20 protein-coding genes are annotated in these 19308 nt (G+C 70.8%); 5 read left to right on the top strand and 15 right to left on the bottom strand.

Annotated elements, in window-relative coordinates:
* From VM681_01240 to VM681_01210, 7 genes are all read right to left on the bottom strand, one after another.
* Window positions 1-279, bottom strand: a 279-nt coding sequence (locus VM681_01240; GenBank protein ID HVL86622.1) for a chorismate mutase, incomplete at its 3' end; no start/stop codon positions are given.
* Window positions 266-1351, bottom strand: a complete 1086-nt coding sequence (aroC, locus tag VM681_01235) for a chorismate synthase (protein ID HVL86621.1) — start codon at window positions 1349-1351, stop codon at window positions 266-268. The genes VM681_01240 and aroC, both read right to left, overlap by 14 nt.
* Complete coding sequence (aroA, locus tag VM681_01230) at window positions 1348-2604, bottom strand: 3-phosphoshikimate 1-carboxyvinyltransferase (protein ID HVL86620.1); 1257 nt, start codon at window positions 2602-2604, stop codon at window positions 1348-1350. The genes aroC and aroA overlap by 4 nt, the downstream gene beginning before the upstream one ends.
* The gene (locus VM681_01225; GenBank protein HVL86619.1) at window positions 2601-3521 is read right to left on the bottom strand and encodes a shikimate kinase; all 921 of its coding nucleotides are present in this window, start codon (window positions 3519-3521) and stop codon (window positions 2601-2603) included. The genes aroA and VM681_01225 overlap by 4 nt, the downstream gene beginning before the upstream one ends.
* Window positions 3521-4993: a type I 3-dehydroquinate dehydratase gene (locus VM681_01220; protein ID HVL86618.1), complete on the bottom strand. Its 1473-nt coding sequence runs from the start codon at window positions 4991-4993 to the stop codon at window positions 3521-3523. Before VM681_01220 ends, VM681_01225 begins: the two co-directional genes overlap by 1 nt.
* Window positions 4990-6024: a 3-dehydroquinate synthase II gene (locus VM681_01215; GenBank protein HVL86617.1), complete on the bottom strand. Its 1035-nt coding sequence runs from the start codon at window positions 6022-6024 to the stop codon at window positions 4990-4992. Before VM681_01215 ends, VM681_01220 begins: the two co-directional genes overlap by 4 nt.
* A 6-nt stretch (window positions 6025-6030) precedes the next feature.
* Entirely contained in the window at window positions 6031-6840 is an 810-nt protein-coding gene (locus VM681_01210) for a 2-amino-3,7-dideoxy-D-threo-hept-6-ulosonate synthase (protein ID HVL86616.1), read from the bottom strand.
* A gap of 100 nt (window positions 6841-6940) precedes the next feature.
* Here VM681_01210 and VM681_01205 point away from each other — a divergent pair, with 100 nt between their 5' ends.
* Entirely contained in the window at window positions 6941-7441 is a 501-nt protein-coding gene (locus VM681_01205; GenBank protein ID HVL86615.1) for a hypothetical protein, read from the top strand.
* 63 nt (window positions 7442-7504) lie between these two features.
* Window positions 7505-9031, top strand: coding sequence for a sialidase family protein (locus tag VM681_01200; GenBank protein HVL86614.1), 1527 nt, complete (start codon window positions 7505-7507; stop codon window positions 9029-9031).
* On the opposite strand, the gene trpA is transcribed toward VM681_01200, so the two are convergent.
* From trpA to VM681_01165, 7 genes are read right to left on the bottom strand one after another with little or no spacing between them, the layout of a single operon-like run.
* A complete protein-coding gene (gene trpA / locus VM681_01195; GenBank protein HVL86613.1) occupies window positions 9028-9780 on the bottom strand; it encodes a tryptophan synthase subunit alpha in 753 nt (250 codons plus the stop codon). The genes VM681_01200 and trpA overlap by 4 nt on opposite strands.
* 26 nt (window positions 9781-9806) lie before the next feature.
* Window positions 9807-10931: a tryptophan synthase subunit beta gene (trpB, locus tag VM681_01190; GenBank protein ID HVL86612.1), complete on the bottom strand. Its 1125-nt coding sequence runs from the start codon at window positions 10929-10931 to the stop codon at window positions 9807-9809.
* Window positions 10932-10971: 40 nt separating this feature from the next.
* On the bottom strand, window positions 10972-11607 hold the full coding sequence (locus VM681_01185) for a phosphoribosylanthranilate isomerase (protein HVL86611.1): 636 nt from the start codon (window positions 11605-11607) through the stop codon (window positions 10972-10974).
* Window positions 11604-12365, bottom strand: a complete 762-nt coding sequence (locus VM681_01180; protein HVL86610.1) for an indole-3-glycerol-phosphate synthase — start codon at window positions 12363-12365, stop codon at window positions 11604-11606. Before VM681_01180 ends, VM681_01185 begins: the two co-directional genes overlap by 4 nt.
* On the bottom strand, window positions 12362-13381 hold the full coding sequence (gene trpD, locus VM681_01175; protein HVL86609.1) for an anthranilate phosphoribosyltransferase: 1020 nt from the start codon (window positions 13379-13381) through the stop codon (window positions 12362-12364). The genes VM681_01180 and trpD overlap by 4 nt, the downstream gene beginning before the upstream one ends.
* The gene (locus tag VM681_01170; GenBank protein HVL86608.1) at window positions 13378-13959 is read right to left on the bottom strand and encodes an aminodeoxychorismate/anthranilate synthase component II; all 582 of its coding nucleotides are present in this window, start codon (window positions 13957-13959) and stop codon (window positions 13378-13380) included. Before VM681_01170 ends, trpD begins: the two co-directional genes overlap by 4 nt.
* The gene (locus VM681_01165) at window positions 13956-15296 is read right to left on the bottom strand and encodes an anthranilate synthase component I family protein (GenBank protein ID HVL86607.1); all 1341 of its coding nucleotides are present in this window, start codon (window positions 15294-15296) and stop codon (window positions 13956-13958) included. Before VM681_01165 ends, VM681_01170 begins: the two co-directional genes overlap by 4 nt.
* 183 nt (window positions 15297-15479) lie before the next feature.
* Here VM681_01165 and VM681_01160 point away from each other — a divergent pair, with 183 nt between their 5' ends.
* Window positions 15480-15956, top strand: coding sequence for a hypothetical protein (locus VM681_01160; GenBank protein ID HVL86606.1), 477 nt, complete (start codon window positions 15480-15482; stop codon window positions 15954-15956).
* Between the two features lie 74 nt (window positions 15957-16030).
* Window positions 16031-16417, top strand: a complete 387-nt coding sequence (locus VM681_01155; protein ID HVL86605.1) for a hypothetical protein — start codon at window positions 16031-16033, stop codon at window positions 16415-16417.
* A 9-nt stretch (window positions 16418-16426) separates the two neighbouring features.
* Here VM681_01155 and VM681_01150 read toward each other — a convergent pair whose 3' ends face one another.
* Window positions 16427-18103, bottom strand: a complete 1677-nt coding sequence (locus VM681_01150; protein ID HVL86604.1) for a hypothetical protein — start codon at window positions 18101-18103, stop codon at window positions 16427-16429.
* Between the two features lie 191 nt (window positions 18104-18294).
* Between VM681_01150 and VM681_01145 the strand changes: the two genes are divergently transcribed.
* Window positions 18295-19308: DUF255 domain-containing protein (locus tag VM681_01145; GenBank protein ID HVL86603.1), on the top strand; the 1014-nt coding region annotated here is incomplete at its 3' end.

Genomic DNA, 19308 nt, shown 5'->3' with positions numbered 1-19308 from the left:
GGGCTCCTGCTCCTTCACGCTCGCACGGATGAGAAGGCGCATGAGCTCGTCGCCAAGCTCGTCGGGAAGGCCAAGCCTGCGGCATTCCCGCCGGGCGTCGCGGATGACCTCCGCCTCGACCTGGTAGTTTCGCAGCGGAAGACCCCGCCGGCGTTTCTCCTGCCCGACGCGGCGAGCGCGGTCAAGCCGAGCGCGGACGAGGCGCAGCGTCCGCGCGTCGAGCTCACGGATCTCGCGGCGCAGCGCGCGCAGCCGCGCGTCGGGATCACGGGTGGCCACGATCGTACCCCCCGCGGAGGAACAGGTCGGCAAGCGCGACGGCCACGGCGCATTCGATTGCGACGACGGCGCGCGGCACGATGCACGGGTCGTGACGGCCCTTGACGCGCACGATCGTCTCCTCGTTTCGCGAAAGGTCGACGCTGGGCTGCTCGCGCGCGATGCTGCTCGTGGGCTTCACGGCCGCGCGGACGACAAGCGGCATTCCTGTCGCAAGACCGCCGAGGATGCCGCCCATGTCGTTCTTCGTCGTGACGACCCGGCCGTCGCGGAGGGCAAACGGATCGTTCGACTGGGAGCCGCGAAGGCCCGCGAGCGCAAAGCCGGCGCCAAATTCGACGCCCTTCACGGCGGGCACCGAGAAGAGGATCTGGGAAACGTGCTGCTCGAGGCCGGTGAAGAACGGTTCGCCAAGTCCCACAGGAAGGCCGATCGCGCGGCACTCGACCACGCCGCCCACGCTGTCCTGGTCGCGCCGCGCCGCCTCGATGGCCTGCGCCATCTTCGTGGCGACGTTGGAGTCGACGCATCGCGTGGGATCGTCGTACGCGCGGGCGAGCTCCTCGAAGGCGGCTTCGCGCGCGAGGCTCACGTCGGCGATGCGGACCGTGTGGGCGGCCAGGCGAACGCCCGCGGGCCCAAGGAGCGCCTTGGCAAGGCCGCCGGCCATGACGAAGGCGGCCGTCATGCGGCCCGAGAATTGGCCGCCGCCGCGGAAGTCGTTTTGGCCGCCGTACTTCACGAAGGCGGGGTAGTCCGAGTGCCCGGGTCGGGGAACGAAGCGGAGGTCGTCGTACGCGCGGCTTTGGACGTCCTCGTTGGCCACGACCATCACGACCGGCGCGCCCGTCGTGTGGCCGTCCTTCACGCCGGAGAGGACTTGCAGCCGATCGGGCTCCTTCCGCTGCGTGGCAAGGAGGCTGCGGCCGGGCGCGCGGCGGTCGAGGTCGCGCTGGATCTCCTCCTCCTTCACGGCCAAGCCGGGAGGGCAGCCGTCGACGAGGGCGCCCACGACCTTGCCGTGGCTCTCGCCAAAGACCGTGAGGCGGAAGGCCGAGCCGAAGGTGTTCACCGCTTCCCCACCTTGGCGCCAAGCTTCTTCATGTGCTCGAAGAACCGCGGGTAGCTCACCGCGTGGCTTTGCGTGTCCTCGAGGCGCGTTTCGCGCGAGGCGAGAAGCCCCGCGACGGCGCACGCCATGAGGATGCGGTGGTCGTCGTGCGTCTCGACGCGCGTGCCGCGAAGGGGCTTTCCGCCGTCGACGACCGCGCCGTCCTCGCGCGCCTGGATCGAGGCGCCCATGCGCTTCAGGTTGCCCACCATGGCCGCGATCCGGTCGGTCTCCTTGAACTTGAGGTGAGCGGCGCCTGAAAGAACGGTCTTGCCCTTGGCGGCGGCGGCCAGCACGCAGAGGATGGGGAACAGGTCGGGCGTGTGACCCACGTCCAGCGTGGTGCCCTTGAGCTCACCGTTGCCCTCCACCTCGGCGAAGCCGTCGCCGATGCGGACGGAGGCGCCAAAGCGCTGGAGCATCGTGAGGATGGCCTTGTCGCCTTGTGGCGAGGCGTGGTCGAGCCCGGTCACGCGGACGCGCCCGCCCGTCACGGCCGCCGCCACGAGCGGAAAGGCGGCGCTCGAGAAGTCGCCGGGCACGGTGACGTCGGCGGGTTGGTAGGTCTGCCCGCCGGGGATGGCAAAGCCCGTCGGGTACTCCTCGACGCGCACGCCGTGGCGCGGCAGGAGCGAGAGTGTGATGTCCACGTAGGGCCGGCTCTTGAGGGCCCCGGAAAGGTGGATCGTGGTTTCGCCTCGCGCAAGGGGGCAGGCCAGCAGCAGCGACGAGACGAATTGGCTCGAGACGTCCCCGGGAAGCACGGCCTTTCCGCCAAGCATCGGTCCGCGCACGACAAGCGGCGCCGTGCCGTTGCCGCGGGTGCTTTCGGCGCGGGCGCCAAGGGCGTTGAGCGCGTCGATCAGGGGCTGCATGGGCCGCTTGCGCAGGCTCGCGTCGCCCGTGAGCACGCTTGCGCCAGGAAGAAGCGCCGAGAGGCCGGACACCAGACGAAGCGTGGTGCCCGAGTTGCGGGCGTCGACGACGTTGTCCGGAACGGAGAGGCCCCGCGACGTGACGCGCACCCCGGTCTTCAGGGCTTCCACGCCGCCACCAAAGGCGAGAACGGCCTCGCGCGTGGCGAGCGTGTCCTCGCTCCACAGCGGGTTCCGCACGAGGGAGCGGCCGGAGAGAAGCCCGAGGAGGAGGGCGCGATGCGTGTAGGACTTCGACGGCGGAGCGGGCACGGTGCCCTGGACGACACTTCGCTTCACGACGAACGTCGGACGACACCTCCCGGTTCGTTGCGCACGCGCGTCTCCAGCACGACCCCCGCGAAGCGCGAGAGGGCCTTGGCCACCGCCTTTGCTGCGGCGGGTTCCGCAAGCGCGGCCGTGGCAGGACCCGTGCCGGAGAGGCCCGCGCACCGGGCGCCGGCCTCGAGCGCCGCGCGCGCGGGCGACTCGTCGACGCCAAGGAGGCCCGCGTAGGCGCGGCCGTTCTCCGTGAGCGCGCGCTCGAAGTCTCCCGCGAGGGCCGCGTCCCAGGCGGCTTGGGCGGCAGGCGCGATGGAGGCGTAGGGAAGCTTCGCCACGTCCGCCTTTCGGATCTCGCGGTCGGGCACGTGGACGACGGCGACGAGATCGGGTCGCACGTCCGTGCGCTTGACAAGCTGCATGGCGGCGTTGTCCGTGACGCAGAGGCCCCCGAGGAGGGAGGCACAGGCGTCGTCGTAGGCGCCCGTGAGGGTCACGCCGGCCGCGCGCGCGGCCGCGACGCCCAGTCCAAGCACGTCCTCGTCGCGCGCCTCCCCGACCATCTGGAGGGCTTCGAGCGTCGCGAGCACGACGGCGTTTGCCACGGCCGAGCTGCTTTTTAGGCCGCGCGAGGGCGGGATTCGGCTCTCCGTCACGACCCAGGCGCCAAGCTCCGCGCGCCCGGCCCATTCGAGCGTGCCAAGGACCGCCGCGCGCACGAGGGCGGTGGGCATGGAGGCGGTTCCCTCCTGCGCACCCTGCCAGGTCCGCCGGACGTCGATCACGATGTGCCCGTCGCGGCGCACCTCGACGGACGCGTCGACCGGGAGGTCCACCCCGAGGCTTGCGCCCTTGCCCGTCGCGATGGCGTTGACGACGCTCACGGCGCCAAAGGTCCTCGCGCGGCCCAGGCCCAGCACGGCGTTCGACAACATCACGCGCCTCCCAGAGCCGCGCGCATGGCCGTAAGCGGCGGTTTGCGTCCGGTGAAGAGCTCGAAGGCGATCGCGCCTTGGTGCAGGAGAAGGTCCTTGCCGGTGAGGACGGTGGCGCCGTCGGTTCGGGCGCGCGCGACAAGGGCGGAGATCGCGCCGTAGTTCGCCTCGAAGACGACTTGTTCGGGCGAGAAGGCGACGCCCGGAAGCGGCGTCGCCGTCCCGTCGCGTCCGACGGGGGTGGCGTGGAAGACGAGCCCGGATTCCGTCACGACCTTCGCCAGTGTGCCCTCGTCCCACGGCACGGCGCGGCAGGAGAGCTGCTTGGCGAGCGCCTCGCGCTTGGCCTCGTCGCGCGCCGCGACCGTGACGACGGCGCCGGCCTGGCGCAGAGCGAGACCCACGGCGGTCGCCGTGGCGCCGGCTCCAAGAACGAGCGCGCGCGTGCCCTTGATCGCCACGGACGCCTCCCGCAGCGCCGCCACGGCGCCGCGCCCGTCCGTGTTGTGCCCAATCAGTCGGCCCTGATCGGCAACGACCGTGTTGACCGCGCCGGCGAACCGGGCCTCGGCCGCCAGCGACTCGAGCAGCGGAACGATGGCACGCTTGTGCGGGGTGGTGACGTTGAAGCCCGCCGCACCAAGCGATCGCAGGCCGGTCACGGCCGCGTCGAGGCCTCCTTCTGGCACGCGAAGGGCGACGTACTGCGCGTCGAGCCCCAGCCGCTCGAAGGCGGCCGCGTGGAGCGCCGGGGAGAGCGAGTGCGCGACGGGGTCGCCCAGGAGGGCAAACCACCGGGCGGCGCCGGTGGGGCGACGGGGCGAGATCTTGGGCACGAGCTTGAGGGCCCGCGGCGCGGGAAGCTGTCCGGGCGCAGCCTCCGGACCGTCCGGGTGCGCGGCGTAGGACAAGGCCATGCCAAGCGCTGGGGCGAGCAGGCGAAGCGCGGCGTCGTTCACGGCCATGACCGCGTAGGCGAGATCGAGGTCGCGCGCGGCAAGGCTCGCCTCGATGAGGGCGGCGTGGTCGGCGGCCGAGGCGACGGGCGCGGCGTACTTGGCGACGCCAAGGCCCGAGGCTTCCCGCAGGAAGGCCAGGATCTCGTCGGCGGAGGCGCACGCGGGGTCGTGGCGGCTCACGACGAGGCGGGAGCGGGCTTGGGCGGCCTTGGCGGCGGCCTCCATGACAAACCCCGCATCGTGCTCCACGTCGACGAACTCGAAACCGCCGTCGATGGCCGAAAACAGCGCGTCGCGCCGCGCGTCCTCCGTGCCCTCGAACCGTCCCCCCGATCGCGCCGGGCGAAGCGTCGCGATGGCGGGCTTTTCCAAGGCCCGCCGCAGCGCGCGAAGGTCGGGGATGGCCGGCAGCGTGTCGAGCCGGATCTCGACGAGGTCGGTCGGCGCCGTGCGCGCAAGCGCGACGGCGTGGTCGGCGTCCTTTGCCAAAAGCGAGGTCACAAGCCGGGTCATCGTTCGGACACCGTCTCCTTCACGGGCATTCCGAAATGGCGGCCCGCGCCCCCGCCCGTGCGCAGGAGCACGCGGTCCCCGGGGGCAAGGTCGACGACGCTCTTCACCGTTCCGCCCGGCTGGACGAGCCGGATCGTCTCGGCGTTCTGCAGGAGGGTCGCGACCTCGCGCGATCCCGATCGGGCGCGGACGAGAAGCAGCGGCCGACGCTCCACTTTGGCACGGCCGACCACGACGATCCGGGCCTTGCCGGACGCGTCGACGGCGAGGACCTCGTCGCCGGCTGCAAGCTCCGAGAGGTACTTCGTCCGATCGCGCGGCAGGAGCACGTACGCGTGGACGGGGCCCGCGTTCACGCGGAAGGGACGCGAGGCGACGTAGGGGGACGGGGAGGCTTCGCTTGCGACAAGGAGGAGCGCGTCCGAGGCCGATCCGACGAGCATGCCTTCGGCGGGGGAGAGAAGCGAGCACGAATCGATGCACACGCGGTCTCCGACGCCGGCGGGGCGAACGTCCACCACGGTGGCTTCCTCGAGGCGCACGGGCGCCACCGTTCGATGGTCGAGAAGCTCCCGAAGCCGCGCGATCTCGGCGGGTTTCTGGCTCGTGAGCACGACGCCGTGCACGCCCACCTCAAGCGTGTCGAGGAACACGCGCGCCTCCGCGGCGTCGCCCACCTCGGCAAGGAGCTTGGCGCGGGTTCCCTGGAAGCTTGCGACGAGGTTCTCGAGGGGAATGACTTTCCAGTCGGACGTCGCCACGAGGACGTATTCGTCCGAGCGCGCGCGTGCGTGCGCTCGCTCCTCGTCGGACTTGCTCCTAATCTCGATGCGCGTGCCCACCGGGACGCCGGAGCGCAGGAGACGATCGCCGTCCAGTGCGAGCGATTCGAAGCGGCCCAGGCGCAGGAGGTCCCGGGGAATCTCCTTGCCCGCGACGAGGAAGTCCGAGAAGCCGGCTTCGAGGGCGCGCGTGAGGGTCGCCCCGGCCTCGGGCATCGAGGGGTCGACGAACACGAAGGCCAGCGTCATGGGACCTCAGAGGAGCTTTCGCACGTCGGCCGGCGAGGCGCCCTTGAGCACGATCTCGGCGATCGCACGCACCATGGCCTCGGGCTTTGCGTGGGCAAACGCGTTGCGGCCGACGGAGACGCCGGCTGCGCCCGCGCGCATGGCATCGGCGACCATCCGGAGGAAAGCCTCGTCGCTGCCGGCCTTGGGGCCGCCCGAGATGACGACGGGGACGGGGCACCCCTGGACCACTTCGCGGAAGGTCTCAATGGAACCGGTGTAGGGGCACTTGACGACGTCGGCCCCAAGCTCGGCGCCCAAGCGCGCGACGTGCTTCACGTACTTCACGTCGTGCGGATCGGCGATGTCGTGGCCGCGCGGGTACATCATGGCCAGAAGCGGCATGCCCGCGCGAACGCAGTCGCGCGCGATCGCGCCGAGATCCTCGACCATCCGGCTCTCCGTCGGAGCGCCGACGTTCACGTGGACGGAGATGGCGTCGGCGCCCAGCGCGATCGCCTCGTCCACCGTGCAAACGAGACGTTTGTCGTTGGGATCCGGGTTGAGCGCCGTGCTGGCGGAGAGATGGACGACAAGGCCGGCCGCGCGGAGGCTTGCGCCGACGGCGGGAACCAATCCCTTGTGGACGATCACGGACGTGGCGCCGCCGCGATCGGCAGCCGACGCCGAGGCGGCGGGGTCCACGAGGCCCTCGAGGGGGCCGTTCGAGACGCCGTGGTCCATGGGGATCATGACGAAGCGGCCGGTTGCCGGGTCGGCGATCCGGCGTATGCGGAACGACTTCCCGGGCGACGGCGCGAATGGGAATGGCGGCATTCCGAATCGCCGGATAGTCGGCCTGAACATATTTGTAGGCTTCTGTACAGGAATGAGCGTTTGCTTTAAGTAAAATGTACGCTCTCGTACACCACTGCCCATGTGGCATCTGATCACGAAGTATTTCCACAGGTACCCTGCCCAAGCGCGCGTGGCCCAGCTTCTCCTGCAATGCGGTCTTTCGGTTCGGGAGGACGGCATCTACTGCGACAGGATCGCCGTGCCCGACACGAGCCTCGCGCGGGCGGCAGGCGTCGACCGGCGCGTCATCGCCGCCACGGTGGAGACCATCCGGCGGGAGCCCGACCTCCTGCGCGTGTTCTCGCGCCTTCTGCCGACGTGCCACTTGAAGGACGCCGCGCCAGCGTTGAACTGGGGCGTGCTGGAGATCATTCCCGTGGACGCGCGAAGCCCCGGCATCCTCGCTGGCGTTGCCGACATCATCGCGCGGCGAGGCATCAGCCTGCGGCAGGCCATCGTGGACGATCCCGAGCTCACCGAAGAGCCGCGTTTGTACGTCGTGACGGACGTGCCCGTTCCCGCCGACCTCATCCACGAGATCCGGCAGAGCCGGGGCGTGAAGAGCGTCGTCATCCGCTGATCGAAGAGCCCGGCCACAAGAACCCTTATAAGCAGACAGGCGGCCTTGCCAACCGGTTCCAGTATGTCGCTCCGATCGGTTCGCCCCTGGGCCGTCGTCTTGGCTTCCATGGTCGTGGCTGGCTGCCTTGCCGAAACCCCCGTCGACACGCAGTCCATCCAGACGCCCCAAGCGCCCACGCTTGCGGAAGGCGTTCGCGTCCACCTTGCAAACGGCTTGGCGCCCGTGGCGCTTCCCTCGCTTCCCGCGATCGCATCCGTCTGGCGGGACCTTGGACACGACGCCGTCGAGCCCACGCTTGGCGTGACGTCGAAAGGCACCATTTTCTACGCGGCCGTGAACTGGGCCACGGGCGCAACCGACGTTCTGCGATCGCGTGACGGAGGAATTACGTGGGAGGACGTCTCGCCGCGCCTGCCCACCGGGCACAACGTGCCGCCCGAGACGGGCGACCCGTACGTGTGGGTGGACCCGGACACCGATCGCGTGTTCACGTTCGACATGTTCCCGGCGCTCGCCTGCGGCGTCCTCTCCTGGAGCGACGACGAGGGCGCCTCGTGGACCACACAGCCGCTCGCGTGCGCCACACCGCCGCCGTACGACCACCAGACGCTCACCACGGGCAAGCCCCGGAGCGTCGCCACGCGGGGCTACCCGAACGTCGTGTACCAGTGCGTGAACCGCGTCTCCGACAGCATCTGCGCAAGGAGCCTCGACGGCGGTCTCACCTGGAGCCCGGGAACGCCCGTCTTCCTTGGCGTCGATCCTTCGCTCCTGCCTCCCTCGCCCGAGCGGCCCCTTGGCGCGTTCTGCGGCGGCCTGCACGGCCACCTCGTCGCGTCGCCCGACGGCACGCTGTACCTGCCGCGCGAGTACTGCGGACGCCCGTTCGTGGGCATCAGCACGGACGACGGCGCCACGTGGACGCGCGTGCAGGTGAGCGACGTGGCGGCAAGCTCCGGACCGGACCCCGCCGTGGCCGTCGACGAGGAGGGGAACGTGTACTACACGTGGGTCCACCCCGGCGGTCTCCTGTACGTGGCCGTGAGCCGCGACCAGGGGCGCACGTGGAGCGAGCCGTTTGTTGCAAGCCCCGCCGAGGTGACGGCGACCCACCTTCCCGCGATCGCCGCGGCCGCAAAGGGGCACGTGGTGATCGCGTACGCGGGAACCGAGACCCTCCCCGGGGGCTACGACAACGAGGAATTCTCGAAGCCCGCCTCCCAGCGCCCGGCGGACGGCGCCATCAACTCCGCGACGTGGAACGGATACCTCGCCGTGCTCACGGACGCCCTTTCTTCCGAGCCGACGATCGTGACCGTCACCGTGAACGATCCAGCCGACCCGCTCGTCCGTGGCTACTGCGGGCCCGGTCGCTGCCCCGGCATGTACGACTTCATCGACGTCGTCATCGGTCCCGACGGGCGGCCGTACGCGGGCTTCGTGGACGCCTGCGTCGGCGAATGCGCGGGACCCGAAGGCACGTACCAGCAAAGCCAGGGCCGGGCCCAGGGTCGCGCCGGCGCGCTCGTGGCGTTGGCGCAAGGCCCCAACCTGCGCGCACCGGGAATCCTCGACGGCTGGACCTAACCGCGAAGCGACCGCACGAACTCCGCCACGCGCTCCGGCGGCTCGCCGCGCTCGATCCGCTCGACGATGGCGCTGCCGACGACGACCGCGTCGGCGCCGGCTCCCGCAAGCGCGGACACGTGCTCAGGCTTCGAGACGCCAAAGCCGACGGCAAGCGGCGTGCGGCCCGCCGCGGCCTTGGCGCGCTTGACAAGGTCGAGCGTCTCGGTGGGAAGATCGCCTCGCACGCCCGTGACGCCATAGGCGGACACGAGGTAGAGGAAGCCGCCCGTTGCCTTGGCGATCGAGGCGATGCGCGCGTCGTCGGAGGCGGGCGACGCGAGGAGCACGAGGGAGAGGCCTTTCTCGCGCGCGACGGCGCGCAGGGGGCGCGACTCCTCGAGCGGGAGGTCCGGAACGACGAAGCCGTCGGCGCCGGCGTCGGCCGCGCGGCGAACGAAGTTCTCGAGGCCCGCGCGGAAGAAGAGGTTGTAGTAGGTCATCAGCAGGACCGGCGGCGCAAACCCGTCCGCACGGAGGTCCCGCACGAGGTCCAAGGCGTCCTGCGGGGTCGTGCCCACGGCAAGGGACCGCGTGGCCGCGCGTTGGATCACCGGCCCGTCGGCGACGGGGTCGCTGAACGGGACGCCGATCTCGACCACGTCCGCGACCCCCTGCAGCGCCCGCGCGTAGGCGCGACTCTGCGGAAGGGAAGGGTCGCCTGCCATGAGATACGCCACGAGCGCGGGCTTGCGCGAGGCGCCGGCGATCGCCGAGGCGAGGTTGCGCCGCGCCCTCAGAGCCGCTCCCCCAGGTAGTCGGCAAGCGTGTGCACGTCCTTGTCCCCTCGGCCTGAGAGCGTGACGACGAGGAAGTCGTCCTTTGGCATCGTGCGCGCCATCGTGAGCGCGTGGGCAACCGCGTGCGCCGACTCGAGCGCCGGTAGGATCCCCTCGTTCCGGGCGAGCGTGACGGCGGCCGCGACGGCCTCCTTGTCGGTGACGGAAACGTACTCCGCGCGGCCCGAGTCCTTGAGGAAGGCGTGCTCGGGGCCCACGCCCGGATAGTCGAGGCCCGCGGAAACGCTGTGGGTGTCGAGGACCTGTCCGTGCTCGTCCTGCAGGAGGTACGTCATGGCTCCGTGCAGGACGCCGCGCGAGCCGGCCGACAGCGTGGCCGAATGCTTGCCCGTCTCGATCCCCGAGCCGCCGGCCTCGACGCCGACGAGCCGCACCGCCTCGTCGTGTCGGAAAGGGTGGAACGTTCCCATGGCGTTGCTTCCTCCGCCCACGCATGCGACGACGGCGGCCGGCAGGCGCTTCTCTTTCCGGAGGGCTTGCGCGCGGATCTCCTTGCCGATCACGCTCTGGAAGTCGCGCACGATCGTTGGGAACGGATGCGGCCCCACGACGCTTCCGAGGAGGTAGTGCGTCGAGCGCACGTTTGCCACCCAGTCGCGAAGCGCCTCGTTGATGGCGTCCTTGAGCGTCTTGCTCCCGGACTCCACCGTGTGCACCTTCGCGCCAAGGAGCTTCATGCGGAAGACGTTCAGGCTTTGGCGCGCCACGTCGACCGAGCCCATGTAGACCTCGGTCGGGATGCCAAGCACGGCGCCGGCCATGGCCGTGGCGACGCCGTGCTGGCCCGCGCCCGTCTCGGCGATAAGACGAGTCTTTCCCATGCGGCGCGCGAGAAGGCCCTGGCCCATGACGTTGTTGAACTTGTGCGCGCCGCCGTGCACGAGGTCCTCGCGCTTGAGGTAGATGCGCGCGCCGCCGGCCTGCGCGGTGAGGCGCTCGCAGAGGTACAGCGGCGTGGGACGCCCCCCGTAGTCGGTGTGGAGCTTGCGAAGATCGGATTGGAAGGCCTTGTCGCGCGCGTGCTTGGCGTACGCTTCCGCGAGCTCGTCGAGCGCAGGCATGAGCGTCTCGGGCACGAACTGCCCGCCGAAATCGCCGAACCTACCGCGCGGCACGACGGGCCTCCTCGAGGAAGCGCGCGACGAGCGCGTCGGACCGCTTGCCCCCCGCCTCCACGCCCGAGGCGACGTCCACGGCCCACGGCTCGACGGCCGCGATCGCGTCCCCGACGTTGTCCGGCGAGAGGCCCCCCGCCAGCACGACGGGGAAGGGGTGCAGCGCATCGCGGATGCGGCGGCTCAGGCTCCAGTCGTGCGTCGTCCCCGTGCCGCCGATGCGCCCCTCCTTGGCGCTGTCGAGGAGGATCGCGTCGCAGTGGGGCGCAAGCGCACGAGCGCGCTCGACGGCGTCGTCGCCCGTGACGGCGACGCCCACGATCAGGCGCTGCCCGATCGCGCCTCGCAGGCGACGCAATGCCGCGACGTCGGTCCACCCCTGAAGCTGGATCGCCGAGGGGTTGATCTCGCGGGCGATGCGCCAGACCTCCGGCTCGGTCTGGGCGGCCGTGACGGCGACCGTCTCGACGAACGGGGGCACGCTCCGCACGAGCGCGGCGGCTTGCGCGAGGAGGAGGTTCCGTTGGGAGCGCGGCGAGGCCACGACGAAACCGAGCGCGTCGGCGGCAAGCGCCCCTCGGACGTGCTCGGCGGCCTGGTTCCCGCAGATCTTGACCTTCACAGCAGTTCCCCCAGCGCGGCGGCGGGATCGGCGGCGGTCATGAGACCGGTCCCGACGAGGACGGCATCGGCGCCGGCACCATAAAGTGCATCGGCGTCGGCGCGCGAGGAGACCCCGCTCATGCCGACGACGGGCCGATCCTTGCGGACGTTCGAAAGCACGCGGCCGGTGCGCTCGAGATCCACCTCCATGGTGCGAAGGTCCCGGTTGTTGATCCCCAAGAGATCGGCGCCGGCGGCCTGCGCTTGCTCGAACTCGGAGGCCGAGACGACCTCCGCCAGCACCTCGAGCCCGAGCGCGTGCGCGCGCGCGACCGTGTCGGCAAGCGGCTTCTCGGCGTAGCCGCGGTTGAACAGCGTGACGATGAGGAGCGCCGCGCTTGCGCCGCAGCTGTGCGCGGCAAGGAATTGCTTCTCCGAAAGGACGAAGTCCTTCATGAGCGTGGGAACGCCAAGGTCGGCCGACTCCGCAAGCGTCGACAGCGAGCCGCCAAAGCGCTTGGGCTCCGTGAGGATCGAGAGGCCGCGGGCGCCCGCCTTCGCGAGGGACTTCGCAAGGACGATCGCGTCGTGGCCATCGCGCAGACGACCGCGCGTGGGGGAGGCGGGCTTCACCTCGGCCAGGACCGCGCGCGGGGCGGACAGGACGGCCGCGCGCAACGAGGGGGCCTTGTTGGAGGCGCGGGGAGGGGCGTCGTAGTAGCCTTCGGCGATCGTCTCCTTGGCCGCGCGCGCGAGCTCGTCGAGAATGTCGGTCACGCTTTCGCCTCCCGCGCGGCGGCGAGGAAAGCGTCGAGCTTGGCAAGCGCCGCGCCCGAGTCCACGCTCTCCTGGGCCCGCCGCAGGCCTTCGCGGAGCGTGGAAGCCCGGCGAGCCACGAGGAGCGCGGCGGCCGCGTTGACGAGCATGGCGTCGCGTCGCGGGCCGCGTGCGCCCGAGAGGAGGTTCCGGAACTCCTTGGCCGCCTCGGGCGGGGGAAGCGGCCCGATGTCGGCGGCCGACGCGCGCGGGACGCCGAGGTCCTCGACGCGCCACCGCTCCGAGCGGACGGCCCCTTCCTCGAGCGTGGCCACGACCGTCTCGCCCACGGTCGAGATCTCGTCCAAGCCTCCCACGCCGTGCGCGACGATCGCGCGCGACACGCCGAGGTTCGAGAGCACGGTCGCAAGCGGTACGACCAGCCGCTCCGAGAAGACGCCCACGACCTGGCCTTGCGGTTGCGAGGGGCTCGTGAGCGGTCCGAGCACGTTGAAGACCGTCCGCACGCCAAGCTCTCGGCGCACGGGCGCCGCGTGGCGCGTGGCGGGGTGGAAGGCGGGGGCGAAGCAGAACACGACGCCCGTCCGCTCAAGAACGGACGCCGCGCGTTCGGGCGGGAAGTCCAGCCGCGCGCCGAGGGCTTCGAGGACGTCGGCGCTGCCGCAGATGCCCGTTCCGCTGCGGTTGCCGTGCTTGGCCACAAACGCGCCCGCGCCGGCGGCGACGAAGGCCGCAAGCGTGGAGAAGTTGAACGTCTTCACGCGCGCTCCGCCCGTTCCCGACGTGTCGATGACCGGACCCGGAACGTTTGCGCGAAGCGGCACGGCGGCCTCGCGCATGGCCCGGGCAAAGCCCGTGATCTCGTCGGTCGTCTCGCCCTTGGCGGAAAGCGCCACGAGAAAGCCGGCGATCTGCGCGGGCGTGGCCCGCCCGGCGATCACCTGCGCCATGGCCTCCCGCGCCTGCACCTGCGTGAGGTCGCGCTTGGCAAGGAGAAGGTCGAGGACCTCCTTCACCGGCACGCCTCCAGGAAGTTTCCGATCATGCGTTTCCCGTGCTCCGTGAGCACGCTCTCCGGGTGGAACTGCACGCCCTCGATCGGGAAGCGCCGGTGTCGCGCGCCCATGAGCTCGCCCTCGGGCGTTCGCGCGGTGACTTCGATCTCGGACGGAAGGCTTTGCTCGTCGACGACGAGGCTGTGGTAGCGCGCGGCCTTGAAGGGGCTTGGCACGCCGCGGAAAACGCCCTTCCCGTCGTGGTGCACGAGGCTCGCCTTGCCGTGCATGAGGCGCGGCGCTCGCACGACCTTGCCGCCGTAGACGTGAGCGAACCCCTGCAGGCCCAAGCACACGCCAAGCGTGGGCACCTCGGGCGAGAGCTTCGTGAGGACGTCGGCGCACACGCCAAAGTCGCGCGGGTTGGCTGGATCGCCGGGTCCCGGCGAGATCACCACGCCCCGCGGGGCGAGCCGCCGCGCCTCGTCGAGCGTGATCGCGTCGTTGCGGCGCACGACGGGCTCGACGCCAAGCTCGCCCAGGTACTGCACGAGGTTGAAGGTGAAGGAGTCGTAGTTGTCGAGGACGAGGACCTTCATGCGCCCTCCAGGATGGAGACGAGCGCGCGGGCCTTGGCCTCGGTCTCCTCCCATTCGCGCTCGGGAACGCTGTCGGCCACCACGCCGGCGCCGGCTTGCACGCTCGCCTGGCCGCCGCGCGCGACAAGCGTGCGGAGCGTGATCGCGCTGTCGACGGATCCGTTGAAGCTGAAGTAGCCCACGGCGCCCGCGTAGGGCCCGCGCGCGGAGGCCTCAAGCGCATGGAGGATCTCCATCGCGCGAACCTTGGGCGCGCCCGTCACCGTGCCCGCAGGGAACAGCGCGTCGAAGGCGTCCATGCCGTCGAGGCCCGCGCGCAGCTTCCCTCGCACGCGGGAGACGAGATGCTGCACGTGGCTGTAGCGCTCGATCCGCATGGACTCGGCAACCTCCACGCTTCCAAACTGCGCCACGCGACCCACGTCGTTTCGCGCCAGGTCGACGAGCATGGCGTGCTCGGCGCGCTCCTTCTCGTCGGCGGCAAGCTCGGAGGCCAGCCGATCGTTCTCGCGCGGGTCGGCCCCAAACGGGCGCGTGCCGGCGATGGGGAACGTCTCCACGACGCCGTCCTGCACGCGAACGAGCATCTCGGGGCTTCCGCCCACGATCCACCGGTCGCCGTAGCGAAGAACGTACATGTACGGCGACGGGTTGCGGGCGACGAGCTTCGCGTACACGTCGAGGAGGTCGCCTTCGACGCGCGCGGTCGTGCGCTTCGAGACGACGGCCTGGAAGATGTCCCCCGCGCGGATGTGATCCTGCGCGCGCTCGACGGCCTTCTCGAAGGTCGCGCGCTCCGGGAAGCGGGAGAGCGGGGAGGCAAGGCGCGGCGCGGGGTGCGCGGCGGCGGGACGCGCCGCGCGGCGGCACACCTCCTCGAAGCGGTCCTCGCCGTGCGAGAAGTAGAAGGCGCGGCCCTCCGCGTGGTCGAACACGACCCCGTCGAGGTAGAGGCCAAGCTCGGCGTCGGCGAACCCGTCCGAGAGGGAACGCCGGGGGATCTTCTCGAGGCTCGCCGCGTACTCGTAGGCGAAGTAGCCCACGAGCCCGCCGAGGTAGCGCACCTCGGGAACGTGCGGGCGGTGGCGCGCAAGGAGGACGCGCACGGCGGCGGCAAGCGTGTCCTCGGAGGACGACGTGCGCGAGGCGTCCTCGACGTCGCAGCGGCCCTCGCGCAGGCGCACGAGCGCGCGCGGGTCGAAGCCCAGCATGGAGAAGCGCGCAAGGCGCCGTGGGCCTTCTGCGCTCTGCAGAAGGAACGACGTTTCGGAGCCTTCGGAGACCCGCCGGTAGAGCTCAAGCGGCGGAAGGTTCGTATGGAGGTCCCGCAGAATCACGCGGCAACCATGTAGAGATTGTATCTTATAATACTTCGCTGAACGGAAGTGGGCATTGGTTGAAATAGGCGGACGCCTGCAAGATTACTGCGCAACTGCGCAGTAAAAAAGGGGTCTGCCGTGCAACCAATTGGCGCAAAACCGTAAGGCCGCTCCCGCCGCCCGACGCGCGGTGGCTTTGCAATGACGATGCGTCGTTGGCTAGGAGTGCTGCTCGTGACCGCCCTGTTCGTTCCCGCGCCTGCGCAGGCGGCGTCGTCCGACGCCTGCGCAAGCGGCTTTGACGCGGGCAATTCGTGGGAGTTCGCCTGGACGATCGTTCCGCCGCGCAACTGCACGGGCCAGATGGACGGAAACGACGGAGCGGACTGGTACGCCGTGAACGTTCCCCCGGGCTCGCTTTCGGCGCGGTTGGACGTGAACGTGTGCCCCACGTCCTCGTGGGATCCCGACGTGCGCCTGTACTTTGCGACGAGCACGCAACTCCTCCTCGTCCAAGGACCCGGCACGCTGAAGGCCTCCTCCGTAAACGGCTCCGGACAGTGCGACCGCGTGTCGGCCACGCTTTCGACGACCGACGCCGCTCAGGGCGGACGCTGGTACATCCACGTGTACGTGTTCAGCGGCGCGGGCGCCTACTCGATGGCCGTGGTGAGCTAGCGGTCCCTCAGGCCCGGCGGCGCGAGGGCCGAAACGGCCAAGAGCGGTCCGCGCCGTACGGGCCGGGGGACACCATGGTCCACGTGCTGCGCGAGTTCACGATCACGCTTCCCGACAGTCCCGGGTCGCTTGCCGACGTGGCAAGCGCCATGGGGAGCGCGGGCCTCAACCTGAGCGGCTTTCTGGGCTACGCGCGCGGCGCCGGATCGGAGGTGCACTTCGTCGCCTCGGACGCCGCCTCCGTCGAGAGCTTCCTCAAGCGGCAATCGTGGAAGTGGCGCTCGCGCGACGTCGTCGCCGTCCCGGCCGCCGACGAGCCGGGCTTCGTGGGGCGCGTGGCCTCGCGGCTTGGAGACGCGGGCGTCAACATCGAAGCTACGTACCTTGCGTTGCAAGACGGAACGCCGCTTGTGGTCTTCAGCGTGGACGACGTGACGACGGCGAAGAAGGCGCTCGCGTAGCCCGCCTCGTTAGCCCGGTCCGATCGGCTGCGGGCACGCTTCCCAGCCCTCGCGCAGGAACGGCTCCTCGCGGTGCGCGCAGACGACCGTGCACTCGTCGGGTTCGGGCCACGGTGCGTCGTTCGTGCAGACGCCGGCGCCCGCGGCGCCTTCGTTTGCGTCCGCGGCCACAAACGCGCCCCGGAAGCTCTCCGCCGTCACGTCGACGGCCACGATGCCGGCGCGGCCCTGCCACGCGGCCCCAAACCCGCAGGTCGCCGGCCCCTGGGCAAAGGGCGGACCTTGCCCGGCGCACGCGCCCGCAAACGCGCCCGGCTCCACGGTGTCGGCCGCCACGAAGGCGCCGGCCCATCGGCCAAGCGCCGACGCGAACAGGCCCGCCATCACGAACCGCAGGTCGGTGGTGGCAATGGCGCACGCGGCGGGGTCCTTACCCTGCGGGTCGCCTGCGCAGGCGAACGGGTAGTGCGGCGCGATCGTGTATCCGCGCTGGGTTCCGCCGACGATGGCGTAGTGGCGAAGCGTGCGTTCGTCGTTCCACGGCTCGGGATCGTTGGGCGCTTCGATCGTGGCGCGAAGCTCGACGTCGCCAACCTGCCCGCCCGCGTTCCAAGACGCCTCGAGCGTCGCCGTCCGTCCGAAGTCCACGCCCATCGTGTACTCGGCCACGACGCGCGAAACCCGATCGGAGACGGTCGTCGCGGTCACGACGAGCCGGACCTCGGGCGCAAGCCACTGCCCGAAGTTCGTCACGTCCACGAAGACGCGGCGATGCATGCCCGAATGCAGACTGACGCCGTCGGTCGTAAGCGTGGGAACGTTTTCGACGCGCAGACCCGTCACCGCCACGTCGGGAGGCGGCAAGAACTCGAAGCCGACGCCGTATCCGAAGGGCTCGCCGTTCCAGGAGCCCCCCTCGAGCAGCAGGACGCCAAAGCGTACCGCACCGTCGAACCACGCGTCGAGGCTGCCCCCCACGCCGCCTGCGCCGCCTTGCGGAACGACGTGGATCTCCTGCGAGTGCGCGCCGTCGTCGGACTCCATGCGGACGTGCGCGTGCGGACCGTTGTCGGGAAGGCCGTAGTGGGCGCGAACGCGCCAACCCGGCGGCGGCTCGACGCGGAACCAGTCGGCCGCGTCGCCCGGGCAGCCCACGTGCCCGCCGTACCCGCCGGCCTCCACGTCGTGCGCGCTTGCCGCGTCGCCGGGCCGGTCAAACACGTCGCCGTCCTCGCACGCAAACGGCGGGTCGACGTGCGCCTCGAGGTGGTACGGTGCAACGGGTGCGCCAACGTCCACGAGCACGACGCCCACGAGGACGCGCCCCGTCGAGAGGTCCGAGAAGCGGCCGTTCACGCCGGCCCACGGGAAGGCGGAATCCTGGGGCGAGACGTGCCAGTCGGCAAGCAGTTTCCCGCTGCCGCTTAGCACGACCGCGTGAAGGTGCGGGCCGTCGCGCGGCGCGGACACGGCAAGCCACACGCCCGGCGAGCCGGCGTGATCGAGCGCGTACCAGTCCGCCTCGTCCCCGTCCCCCACCGTTCCCTCGTGGTGCCCGTCCCCGATCGGCAGCGCCTGCGTCCAGTCGTCGGGAGCGTCCCCCTCGCCCGGATCGGCCGTCGCCCCCAAAGGAACGATCGCGACGCTTGCGGCTACGAGCCAAACGAGGAACCTTCTGGCAAACACGAGACTGCCTCCCCGCCGCCGGAGAATCGGGCGGTCGCTTAAGCCTTCAGGCCGGGAGATCGTATGCAGGTCGTATGCTGGTGCGACGGCCTGCGGGGGCGGGCAGGGCAATCGCGAGGCATTCCACCGCCGCGGCGCCCTCGGTCGTCGTGCCCCAAGTCTTACGCAGGGCCCGTGCGCTACGGGGTCTCGTGCCCAACCGCCTCGCCTCCGCCCGGTCCTCGTACCTTCGCTCCGCCGCTTCCCAGCCGGTCGACTGGTTCCCGTGGGGCGAGGAGGCGTTCTCCAAGGCGAAGCGCGAGGACAAGCCGATCCTCCTTGACATCGGCGCCGTGTGGTGCCACTGGTGCCACGTCATGGACCACGAATCGTACGAAGACGCCGAGGTCGCGCGCCTCATCAACGACCGGTTCGTCGCCGTGAAGTTGGACCGGGACGAGCGCCCGGACGTGGACGCGCGCTACCAGATGGCCGTCTCCGCGATCACGGGGCAGGGGGGTTGGCCGCTCACGGGGTTCCTCACGCCGGAGGGCCGCCTGTTCTTCGGAGGAACGTACTTCCCGCCCGACGGCAAATGGGGGCGACCCGGATTCAAGACCGTCCTTTCCGACGTGGCCGACTACTACGCGGAGAAGCGCGAGAACGCGCTCGCGGACGCGCGCCGCCTCTCGGAAGCGCTCGCGCGGCACGCAGACGCGGTGCGGCCGGGCGTGCTCTCGCCCCCGCTCCTCGACCAGGCGTCAGCGGCCATGCTCGCCCACCACGATCCCGTGAACGGCGGCTTTGGGCACGCGCCGAAGTTCCCCCATCCCTCGGGCGTCGACTTCCTCCTTCCGCGGCCGGAAGGGCGCGAGCCGGCGCTCCTCACGCTCTCGCGGATGACCCACGGCGGAATCCACGACCACGTGGGCGGCGGGTTCCACCGCTACAGCACGGACGCCGCGTGGACGATCCCCCACTTCGAGAAGATGCTCTACGACAACGCGGCGCTCCTGTCGAGCTACGCGCTTGCTTTCCGCGCCACAAACGACCCCGCCTTCGAGGCGACCTCGCGCGGCATCGTCGGATGGATGGACGGCGTTCTCGCGGATCGCAAGCGCGGCGGCTTTGGCGCCTCGCAGGACGCCGACGTCGGCCCCGAAGACGACGGAAGCTACTTCACGTGGACGCAGGAGGAGCTCGCCGCCGCGCTCGATCCGACGGAG

The sequence above is a fragment of the Candidatus Thermoplasmatota archaeon genome, assembly GCA_035541015.1.
Taxonomy (GTDB): Archaea; Thermoplasmatota; SW-10-69-26; order JACQPN01; family JAIVGT01; genus DATLFM01.
The sequence above is the reverse complement of the archived record's forward strand: the minus strand, read 5'-3'. Positions and strand labels throughout refer to the sequence as shown.